This is a genomic window from Streptomyces prasinopilosus, from assembly GCF_001419695.1.
GTDB classification, from domain to species: Bacteria; Actinomycetota; Actinomycetes; order Streptomycetales; family Streptomycetaceae; genus Streptomyces; species Streptomyces prasinopilosus.
Window position 1 is genome coordinate 1 of record NZ_LIRG01000393.1, and the last position, 7014, is coordinate 7014.

Genomic DNA, 7014 nt, shown 5'->3' on the forward strand with positions numbered 1-7014 from the left:
TGCCGCGGCGGGCGCCCCGGACCCGCACCGGGGCGCCGCGGGCCACCCGGGCGGGCGGGGTCCACGGGGAGGGCAGGCCCGCCGCGTCCGTCCGCGGCGGCTCGGCCGGCCGGACGGGCGGGGCGGCGGCCGAGTTGTCCCGGCCGCCGTAGATCTCGGCGGCGGTGGCCAGGATGCGCAGGCAGGCCGGGCCGTCGAGCGCCGTGTGGTTGAGGGTGAGCAGCAGCGCGGTGCCCGTCGCCGCGGCGGGGCGGCCGTCCGCCCCGCCGCCCGCCCCGGACTCGGTGTCGCCCGGGGCGGGCACCACCTCGAGGCGGATCGGCGGGGACGCCGTGAGCGGGGGCGCCACGGCCATGGCCCGGGCCCGGGCCTCCCCGAGGGAGGCGGGGCCCGGCGGCGCGAAGCTCACCGCCTCCACGTCGGGCTCATCGGTCAGTTCCCACTCGTAGCGGCGCCGGTACCAGGGGCCGGGCGCCTCCCGCATGAGGATGCGGGGGTGCCGGCGCAGCGCCTCCAGGAACGCCTTGCGCAGGCGGCCGGGATCCAGTTCCCCGGGGAGGTGCACCTCGATGAGCACCGTCTCCGGTTCCTCCTCCTGGACGCAGTGCCGGGACACCTCGTCCACCACGGGGAACGGGATCCGCAGAGGGGCGGTCATCCGGACTGGCCCCTCTCCGCCGGGCCGCCGGCCGCGCCGTCCGGGTCGCCCGTCTTCCGCATGCGGGGAAGCTGCCGCGTGGGCGTCTCCCGGCCGGAGGGCGGCGACTGCGCCGGAACGAGGGGCGGTGCGGGCGTGTCGTACCGCGCCGTGTCGTGGCCCGGACCGGCGGCGGGTCCGTGCCCGGCCGGCGCGGTGCCGTCCGTCCGGCCGGTGCCCCAGCCGTCCTCCCGGACCCTGCGCCCGGAGTCCGGGCCGCCGAGGCTCACCAGCGCGGCGAACAGGGCGATCAGCGCCAGCAGTTGCGCCAGGTGCCCGAAGGCGCCCTCGCCCGCTCCCGCCGGCTCCCCGGCCCCGAAGGCCGCGATGATCCCCGCTCCCGCGAGGGCGGCCAGCGCCAGCGGCGCCAGCAGGGCGGCTCTGCGCCACGCGAGCAGTGCCAGCGCCGGGACCAGCAGCGCCCACCAGCCGGCGATCACCACGCCGGCCAGGGTCAGCGCCACCGCGCCCAGCCACGGTCCGGGCGACGCCGGAGCGGGCTGCGGGGCGTCCGGGTTCTCGGCCTTCCGGCGCCACAGGGCCAGTGCGATCAGCACCGCGATCCCGACGCCGCCGCCGATCAGCGCGGCGTCGTACGCGGTGGCGGGACCGTAGGACAGCTTCACGGTGCCGCTCTCGCCGGCCGGGATCCGCCAGCCCTGCTGCCAGCCGTCCAGCCGCACCGGCGTCAGTTCCTCGCCGTTCAGGGTGGCCGTCCAGCCCTTGTTGTAGTTCTCGTAGGTGGTGAGGTAGGAGGCGGCGCCCGAGCCGACCGACAGCTCCCGCCGGTCGCCCAGCCAGTCCTTGACCTCCAGCTCGCGCTCGGCCGCCGAGACGTCCGGCACGGTGCCGCGGGTCAGGGTCAGGGCGGTCACGGTCAGCGGGCCGGCGTCCCCGGCCTCGACCCGGTGCTCCCCGGCCGACAGCTCCAGGGCTGTCTCCTCCTCGCCCTCCTGGCAGAGGGTCACGTCCACCGGACGCCGCTCCACCAGGTCGCCCACCGTCCCCCGGACGGCGGTCTCGTGCAGCCGGCCGTCGACGGCCAGGACCGGGCCCTTGCCGCAGGCGAGGGTGAACTCCCGGTCGGCGGAGGGTTGCGGGGTGCGGTACTCGTCGAGCGCCGGGACGTAGACCTCGGTCAGTCCCACCGGCAGGTCGAGGTCCTCGCCGGCGACGGGGTTGTGCAGGGTGAGGGGTGCGGTGCGGGTGACCGTGATGTCGAGCCGGTCCGTGGTGATGGCCGGGAAGGTGACCTTTCCGTTGTCGTCGACGCCCGCGATCGTCGCGCCGTCCGGGGAGCTGATGTGGACCTCGGTCGGCCGGGTGGACAGACCGCCCGCGGCGGCCAGCACGATCTCGTCGACGGGCTGCTTGCCGTCCCAGCTCAGGTGGACGACCGGCTTGTCGCCCGCGATCCAGGAGGTGGTCAGGTCGCCGTCGGTGAGGTTGCGCGCGCTCAGGCCCGCGCCGAGGCGGGCGGTGGAGTCGGCGGTGGCGGTGATCCGGGCCTGCTGGTCGGGCGCCGCCTCGTACAGCAGGCGGTCCAGGGCCTCGCCCGGTACGGGCACCGCGCTCGCCGTGATCTCGTAGGTGCCCGCCGTGCCCGTGGTGAACTGGCGGTGCAGTCCGTTCTCGGTGCCCGTCGGGGACAGGCCGGTCGGGTCGGCGGAGCGGTGCAGCGAGACGACCTGGGCCGCCGCCGTCGAGTCCTCCGAGTCCGTGGGCAGCCGCAGCATCCGGGTCACCCGCACGTCCGGCAGGTCGATCTCGGAGAAGCCCGCGCCGCCCAGACCGGTGCGCTGCGCGACCGAGTCGACGATCGTCAGCTTCATCCAGCGGGTCTCGCCCGCGGGCGCCTTGACGTCCTGCTTGGTTCCGTTCGCCCGCAGGAAGCTGGTCTCGGAGCCCTGCTCCGTCTCCACCCGCACCTTGGTCGCCGCCGCCCGCGCGCTGCCCTGCGGCAGCGGGAGGACGCCGAGCGAGTCCGGCATGTCGTAGCTCTCGTCGAAGGCGATCCGCAGCCACTGCCCGTCCGGCGAGCCGGCCGAGCCCTCCGCCCAGGCCGTGTCCGGGTTGCCGTCGAAGGCGTTCACCGGGTCGTACTGGGGCAGGTGGAACAGCCAGTTGCCGTACGAGGACGCCGACACCGAACGGGCGCCGCGCAGTTCGGCCACCGTCTGGTGGTCCAGGCCCTCCTTGGGCAGGATCTGGCGCGGCCGTTCGCCCGCGTCCTGCACGGCGTCGGGCGCGTTGCGCTCGTCGGGGGTGTACGTGTACGACGTGTTGGAGTTGACCAGGCCGAACCGGGTGTCCGCGTAGCGCATCCCGTCACCGGTCACCTGCACCGGCGGGGTGCCGAGCCCGGGGTGCTCGTCGCCGGTCAGCACGGCCGGCCGGCCGCGCAGCCGGTCGGCCAGCGGCAGCAGTGCCTCCGGTCCGCCGGAGACCACGGCGGTGTCGGCGATCGGGGCCAGCGCGGCCTGTCCCGGACGCCGGACGTCCGTGCCGGTCGGACGGTAGATCTCCACCGCCCGCTGCTGCTGGTACAGCCCCTCGACCTGGAGCGGGGTGCCCTCGGCGATCACTCCGGCGGTCGAGACCGGGCCGAGCCCGGTGACCCGCTCGTACCCGGACTGCTCCAGGGTGCGCTTGACCGTGGTGGTCGGCACCTGGCCGACCTGGTCGGGGTCGAGGTCGTTGCGGACGACGACGTAGTGCAGGCCGGCACGGCTCAGGTAGTCGGCCAGGCCCGGCACCTCGGCGCCGGTCAGCAGGGCCTGCTCGACCGCGTCCAGGGCGCGCCGGTTGCCCGGGGTGCCGAACGGCACGTAGTCGCGCTGCGCCCAGCGGGAGTTCGCGACCACGTCGAGCGGCTGGTCGATGGTCGAGCCCCAGGTGTGGATGCCGTGCGCGGTGGCCGGCACGACGAGGGCGCGGGAGTCGGGGGAGTTCTCCTCCAGCCAGTCGGCGGTGGCCTCCCAGTACGCGGGGATCTCCCGGAACGAGCCCGGCGCGAGGATCGAACCGTTGAGGTACGGCCACATCAGCCCCGGCAGGACCAGCACCGCGGCGACCAGGGGCGCGAAGCGCCGGCTGCGCGCCCGCCGGAGGCCGTGGGCGCCGTCGGCGGCCCGCGACCGGGCGACCGTGCCCACCAGGTGGGCCAGGCCCAGGACCAGGGCGAGCGCCAGGCCCGTCTGGAACTTGTAGATGTTGCGGAACGGCGACAGCCAGCCGTCCAGCCAGTCCTGCACCACCGAGTGGAACGGGCCGCCGAACGCGCCGCCGTACCCGGCGAGCAGCACCAGCATCGTCACCAGCACGGTCAGCACCAGCCAGCGCCGCTCCGGCAGGTCCCGCCGGGCCAGGCCGGCCAGGCCCAGACCGGCCGCCAGCGCCGAGCAGACGATCACCAGTACCGAGGAGGCGACGGTCCAGCCCGCGGGCAGCCACGCCTCACCGAAGTGCAGGTACGCCACCCAGTTGCCGGCCCCGCGCAGCGCCTCGGTGGCCGCCATGGTGTCCGTCGTGGTCTGCGCGGTCTCGACGTAGGGCAGGAAGTTCTCGCCGTACACGCCGAGCAGCAGCAGCGGGATCCACCACCAGGCGGTCGCCACCGCGACCGCGGGCGTCCACCAGGCGATCAGCTTCCACCGGCGCGGGCCCGCCGGCCGGGACAGCAGGTACAGGCCCACGGGCAGCAGCGACGCCAGCGTCGAGGCCGCGTTGACCCCGCCCATGAACGGGACGAGCAGCGCCGAGCGCAGGGCCGCGACCCGGGCCGTGTAGCGCTCGTCCGCCAGCGGCAGCAGCACCCACGGCAGCAGCGCGCCCGGCAGGGCGGCGGCCGACGTCGAGCCGATCACCGTCGTGAACAGCGGCCACAGGGCGTACGCCGTCGCCGCGAGCAGCCGGGACGACCCGCTGCCCACGCCCAGCCGCTCCGCCAGGCGCAGCGCGCCCCAGAACGCGACGGACACGATCAGCGACAGCCACAGCCGCTCGGCCAGCCACACCGGGAGCTGCACGAGGTCGCACAGCCAGTAGAACGGGAGCATCGGCCACAGGTAGCCGACGTACTGGTTGTTGACCCCGCCGAAGGAGCCCTGGCTCTGCCAGAGCTGGCCCAGGTCGGCGAGGAACCGTCCCGGGTCGACGGTGACACCCAGCTTGGTGTCGAAGGTCTGCCGCCCCGGCTGTACCGCCAGGAGGAGGGCGAACACCAGCGCCCAGAAACCCAGCAGCCAGCGCCGCGACCGCGGGCCCTGGGGTGGGCCCGCGGTGGTCGCGGTACGGGAGGAGGCTGCCGGAGGGGGAGCCTGGACCGTGGTCGTCATTCGGGACACCGCCGGAGGATGAGGAGAAGGTTCCACGTAGCGAACTCACGCAGACCGGGCACTTTGACCACGGTCTCGGTGAGGAACGGCCAGTAGCGGGAGCGCGCCGAGACGATGCGTACGTCGGAGCGGCCCCGCACCTGCCGCAGGGTGGTGCCGATGTGTACCGGGAAGAGGTTCTCGCCGAGCGTGTGCTTGGCGGGCCTCCCGGTACGGCGCCGGTAGCGGGCGCGGGCCCGCTCGGCGCCGAGATAGTGCCAGGGGGCCCATTCGTGCCCGCCCCACGGCGACAGCCAGTTGGTGAACGACACGTAGACGAGCCCGCCGGGCCGGGTGACCCGGGCCAGCTCACTGAGGAAGGTCTGCGGATCGGCCACGTGCTCCAGGACGTTGGACGAGAACGTCACGTCCGCGGCGCCGTCGCGCAGCGGCAGCAGGTAGCCGTCCGCGAGCACGGTCCCCTCGGGCGGCTTCTCGGCCAGCTCCCGCACATCCGGCTCGAAGAGGAAGGCGTCGGCGCCGCGGCGGCGGAACTCCTCGGTGAAGTGTCCGCTGCCGCCGCCGACGTCGACCACGACGCGGCCCGCGACGGGCCCGCCGTACGCCTCGACCTGGTCGGCGGCGTCCCGGGCGAGCAGGGCGTAGCAGGCGTCGGGGTCCTCCTGCTCGCGCATGAAGGCGCGGAAGAGGGCCAGGGAACGGCGCAGGGAGGGGTCCTTCGGCGTGCCGCCGCCCCTGTCCCTGCCGCTCATACCCGTGCCGCCCGGTTCTCTGTGGGTCATGCCCCTGTCAGTCATGCGTCTGCCGTTCATGGCCGGTGGATCCGCACCGCCTCCGCCGCGACGGCGCGGAACTGCCGCACCGTGCGGTCCCAGCGGAACCGGGCGGCGTGCTCCCTGGCGGTGTCGCCCATCCGTTCCCGCCGCGCGCCGGACAGGGCGAGCGTGCACCAGGCCGCCGCGAAGGAGGACTCGCCGCGGGCCAGGACGCCGGTCTCGCCGTCCACCACGGAATCCCTCAGCCCGGGCACGTCGAAGGCGACGGTCGGGGTGCCGCGCGTGGCGGCCTCCGTGACGACCAGGCCCCACCCCTCCACCGCGGAGGGGTGCAGCAGCAGCCAGGCCGCGCACAGCAGGCGGTGCTTCTCCGCCTCGGAGACGTGGCCGGCGAACTCGACACCGGGGCCGGCGAGGCGTTCGAGGCGCTCCCGCTCGGGGCCGTCGCCGACGATCACCAGCCGCCCGCCGGTGACCGGCCGCACCCGCTCCCACAGCCGGAGCAGCAGGTCGATCCGCTTGTACTCGACGAGCCGGCCCACCGCCACGAAGAGCGGCTCCGGGGAGCGGCCGGTGCCCGGGCCGGGTTCCTCCACGCCGTTGTGCACGACCCGGATCCGTTCGCGGGGCACCCCGATCCCGGTCAGCGCGTCCGCGGTCGACGGGGAGACGGCGACCAGCAGTCCGTTCTGCCGGGCACCGGTCAGCGCCCAGTGCTCGAGCCGGCGCCCGATCCGCGCGGCCGGAGCCAGCGGACCGCCGAAGCGCATCCCCCACAGGTCGGTGTGCACGTGGTTGACCAGGCACAGGGTCGGCCCGCGGTGCCACATCGGCGCCAGGTACGGCATGCCGTTGCAGACCTCGACCAGCAGGTCGCAGTCGCCGACCTGCCGGGCGAAGGCGGAACGGGCCCGCAGGAAGTGGCTGTAGGCGCCGCCCGCCGACACCACGCGGTAGTCGCGGACGGGGGTCGCCGGTCCCCCGCACAGCAGGGTGACCTGGTGGCCCATGCGGCTCAGGCCGTCGGCGAGCCGGTCGACCAGCAGCTCGGAGCCGCCGGCCGAGGGGTTGTCCAGGTCGCGGTGGGCGAGGAAGACGATCCGGCGGGGACCGGAGAGGTCCGCCGGGGATGCCTGCTGCACGCCGGGGAGCGGCGCGCGGGGCGCGTCCTCCCGCTCGTGGCGGCTCCCCCGCCCGGGCGGGG

Annotated in this window: 3 protein-coding genes and 1 pseudogene; all 4 read right to left on the reverse strand. The window is 75.3% G+C overall.

What is annotated here, in order from left to right; all coding sequences use genetic code 11:
* Positions 1-658: pseudogene (locus AOK18_RS17295) on the reverse strand (condensation protein); the annotation flags it as partial.
* On the reverse strand, positions 655-5034 hold the full coding sequence (locus AOK18_RS17300) for an alpha-(1->3)-arabinofuranosyltransferase domain-containing protein (RefSeq protein WP_079105058.1): 4380 nt from the start codon (positions 5032-5034) through the stop codon (positions 655-657). The pseudogene AOK18_RS17295 and the gene AOK18_RS17300, both read right to left, overlap by 4 nt.
* On the reverse strand, positions 5031-5786 hold the full coding sequence (locus tag AOK18_RS17305; protein WP_055574394.1) for a class I SAM-dependent methyltransferase: 756 nt from the start codon (positions 5784-5786) through the stop codon (positions 5031-5033). The genes AOK18_RS17300 and AOK18_RS17305 overlap by 4 nt, the downstream gene beginning before the upstream one ends.
* Before the next feature lie 56 nt (positions 5787-5842).
* Positions 5843-6952: a glycosyltransferase family 4 protein gene (locus tag AOK18_RS17310; RefSeq protein WP_079105059.1), complete on the reverse strand. Its 1110-nt coding sequence runs from the start codon at positions 6950-6952 to the stop codon at positions 5843-5845.
* Positions 6953-7014 lie beyond the last annotated feature (62 nt).